This is a genomic window from Clostridium puniceum (genome assembly GCF_002006345.1).
In the GTDB taxonomy this organism is placed as follows: domain Bacteria; phylum Bacillota; class Clostridia; order Clostridiales; family Clostridiaceae; genus Clostridium; species Clostridium puniceum.
Window position 1 is genome coordinate 1 of the sequence record NZ_LZZM01000107.1, and the last position, 1,299, is coordinate 1,299.

Annotated in this window: 3 protein-coding genes; all 3 read left to right on the forward strand. The window is 28.6% G+C overall.

The window, feature by feature from the left end:
• The first annotated feature begins 98 nt into the window (after positions 1–98).
• Positions 99–260 carry a transcriptional regulator gene (locus CLPUN_RS27005; RefSeq protein ID WP_143329006.1) on the forward strand — a complete coding sequence of 54 codons (162 nt, stop codon included), beginning with the start codon at positions 99–101 and terminating at the stop codon, positions 258–260.
• Between the two features lie 34 nt (positions 261–294).
• Positions 295–1,044: a ParA family protein gene (locus CLPUN_RS08525; protein WP_242954081.1), complete on the forward strand. Its 750-nt coding sequence runs from the start codon at positions 295–297 to the stop codon at positions 1,042–1,044.
• A 3-nt stretch (positions 1,045–1,047) separates the two neighbouring features.
• Positions 1,048–1,299 (forward strand): hypothetical protein (locus CLPUN_RS08530; protein ID WP_143329007.1); only part of this gene is annotated, 252 nt, incomplete at its 3' end.

Sequence of the window (1,299 nt, forward strand, 5' to 3'; positions counted from 1 at the left end):
ATTGGATTTAACTTTAGATGAACAAAAAGAGGATCTAATCAAATGGATAGATTCAGTAAGGGAATACTTAAGTAAAGAATAGTAAGAAGGTGGATTAAATGCAATTTAAAGATATGACACCTCATGAACTTGCACAAAAGACTATTGAAGATATAAGTAAAAGAAGAAAATTAACTAGAAAAGCTCAAAAAGAAGCTTTAAATCACAGTATGGAAAATAGAAATAAAATTCAAAGAAAAATGTCTCACAGCAGATATTAAATTGAAAATAAATAGAGGAAGAGGTTTAAATATTATGAGTATGAAAATAATTTCAATAATTAATTTGAAGGGTGGAGTTGGCAAAACTATGAGCAGTATAAATATTGCTCATATATTAGCAACGGTTCACAATAAAAAGGTTTTACTAATAGATAATGATGGTCAAAGTAATACGACAAAGTTTTTTAAACTATATGACGATGAAGAACCAAGCATTTCAGATATCATGAATGAAAGCATTGATATAGAGGACGTTATATTTCATACACAATATGACAATTTAGATTTAATACCATCTAACATGACTTCCATAAAAGATAATAATATCTCAAAAGGAATGATACTAAGAAGAGCACTAGAAGAAATACAAGATCAATATGATTATTGCATTATAGATAATCCACCAGGAATAAATGTAGGGGTTGTTAATGCATTAATTGCAAGTGATGATGTACTGATTCCAATTAAGATAGATAAATTCGCGTTCGATGGAATGGAAGAATTAATTAAACAAATAAATAATGTGAAAAAGAATAACACTAATTTGAATTTAAGAGGTTGTTTTATTACTCAATTTTCTAGAAATAAGGTAAATCGTCAAGGTGAAGAAATTTTAAAGAATAATACAAGCTATCCCATGTTTAAGACACATATTAGAAAAACTGTAAAGATAGATGAAAGTTCATTTGAAAGTAAACCAATTTTGGAATGCTCTAAGTACTGCGTTGCAGCTAAAGATTATTTAAACCTTGTTGATGAATATTTAAATTCTCAGGAGGTGTAGATCATGGGAAGAGCTGAAGATAGAAAAATGAAAAGAAGAATAGACAAGAAAGTTGGAAAAGGTACGGCAGAAAAGATGGCAGCAAATTTAAATCAGGAAGTAATTAATTATCAAGTCAATAATAGGTGCCGGAAGTTTGAAAGTTATTTAATAGATTCGGTTACTGAAGCTATGAAAAGAAATGGAATTACTAATGCACAGGTAAAAAAGATTAGTGATGATATTGAATTGATATTAAGAAAGAAGGTGCATGGA

What these genes read in the sequence shown, in the direction of transcription:
- CLPUN_RS27005 (WP_143329006.1), top strand. Translation starts at nt 99, where the DNA reads ATGCAATTTAAAGATATGACACCTCATGAACTTGCACAAAAGACTATT.
- CLPUN_RS08525 (WP_242954081.1), top strand. Translation starts at nt 295, where the DNA reads ATGAGTATGAAAATAATTTCAATAATTAATTTGAAGGGTGGAGTTGGC.